This is a genomic window from Mesorhizobium sp. M4A.F.Ca.ET.090.04.2.1 (assembly GCF_003999085.1).
Classification (GTDB): domain Bacteria; phylum Pseudomonadota; class Alphaproteobacteria; order Rhizobiales; family Rhizobiaceae; genus Mesorhizobium.
The window spans coordinates 1-1,713 of record NZ_RZOT01000793.1 but is presented as its reverse complement, the minus strand read 5'-3'; the positions used below and the strand labels follow the sequence as shown (position 1 = coordinate 1,713).

Here is a 1,713-nt window from a genome sequence, read left to right as displayed (position 1 = left end):
ATCTGGCGATCTCGGCCATCGCCGTCATCCTGGTGTCGCCGCACGAAGTGGTCGGCCCGAGCTTCCAGATGTCCTTCGCCGCCACGGCTGCCCTGGTCGGCGCCTATGCCGGCTGGGCCGACTATCGCGCCGACAGGACGACCACGCCGCCGCCGAAGCGATCGTTCCTTCGCTTTACGTCGCGCAAACTGGCGATGGGGATGGGTGGCCTTGCCATGACCTCGATCATCGCCGGCAGCGCCACGGCGCTCTTCGCCATCTGGCACTTCCAGCGCGTTTCGCCACTCAGCCTGGTCGCCAACCTGGCCGTCATGCCGATCGTTTCGGTGGTCATGTTCCTGGGGGTCGCCAGCGCCCTGACTATGCCGTTCGGCCTCGACTGGCCATTCCTGTATCTGATGGGCAAGGGCCTGACCGCGATGATCGCGATCTCTGGGTGGATTTCCGAACGCTCGCCGGTCGATGCCGTCGGGCTGATCTCCATCCAGTCGGTGCTTTTCGTGACGATAGCGCTGGTCATCGCGACCATGGCCACGACCTGGCTGAGACTTGCGGCGATCCCCTTCGCTCTGGCGGGCCTGCTGACGGTTTCCAATACCCGCACGCCCGATGTGCTGATCTCGGAGGATGCGCATCTGGTGGCGATGCCGATCGGAGGCGGCGAGCTCGCCGTCAACCGGGTGCGGTCGAACGAATTCACCACCGACAATTGGAAACGCGCGCTGGTGGCCGAGACCATCGTCGAGCCGGAGACCTTCGAGACAGGGGATGCACGCTTCGACATCGATCCGCTCGACCTGCCGCCGGGCTCGCCATTTTACTGCAGGGACGGGCTATGCCTTGCCCGACATCCGTCAGGCGCAATCGTGGCGCTCGCGGAAAACCGCAAGACGGCGCGGCCGGCCTGCGCCTTCGCCGACCTGATCGTCATCGACGACGCCACCGCCTACAGTCCCTGCTGGAATTCGCTGGCCCTCGTCGTCACCAAACGTCAGCTCGCCCGCTCCGGCAGTGCCGCCGTCTTCTTCGATCCGCAATCGGCGAGCGCGCAAGCAACAATCCGCTACGCGGTCGAAAAGCCCTACCGGCCATGGCACGAGCAGCGCAAATACTCTCGCGAGGCGAGGGGACTGCCGCCTTACCAGAGACCCGAAAAACCGGTGGTCAAACTGGCGCCGTCGGCTCAGTAGCGCCGGATCAGGCCGACCAGCTTGCCTTGCACCTTGACCCGGTCAGGGCCGAAGATGCGGGTCTCATAGGCAGGGTTGGCAGCTTCGAGCGCGATCGATGCGCCCTTGCGGCGGAAGCGCTTCAGCGTCGCCTCTTCCTCGTCGACCAGCGCCACAACGATCTCGCCGGGGCTCGCCGTGTCGGCGTTGCGGATGATGACCGTATCGCCGTCGAAGATACCGGCCTCGATCATCGAGTCGCCCTTGACCTCCAGCGCATAATGCTCGCCGCCCGAGATCATGTCCGGGGGCACCGAGATCGAATGCGTCTGGTGCTGGATGGCGTCGATCGGCACGCCGGCGGCGATGCGGCCCATTACCGGGATCGACACCGCCGACACAGCGTCGTCGTCATTGCTGGGGGTACGCGACGGCGACGCCGGTTTGATTTGCCGACCGAGATTGCCCTGTCCCAGGCTTCCCTGGATGACGCTCGGCGAAAACTTCTTCGCCGCATTGAGACCGGGCGCGATCGAGTCAGGCA

At 65.2% G+C, this 1,713-nt stretch carries 2 protein-coding genes; one reads left to right on the top strand and one right to left on the bottom strand.

All coding sequences use genetic code 11. The features are described 5' to 3' along the window. Positions 1-1,190 (top strand): ComEC/Rec2 family competence protein (locus EN781_RS31885; RefSeq protein WP_145965763.1); only part of this gene is annotated, 1,190 nt, incomplete at its 5' end. Here the strand turns inward: EN781_RS31885 and lexA are convergent. Further along, the coding region (lexA, locus tag EN781_RS31880) for a transcriptional repressor LexA (protein WP_127400697.1) at positions 1,184-1,713 on the bottom strand (530 nt) is incomplete at its 5' end. The two genes, EN781_RS31885 and lexA, sit on opposite strands and share 7 nt — an antisense overlap.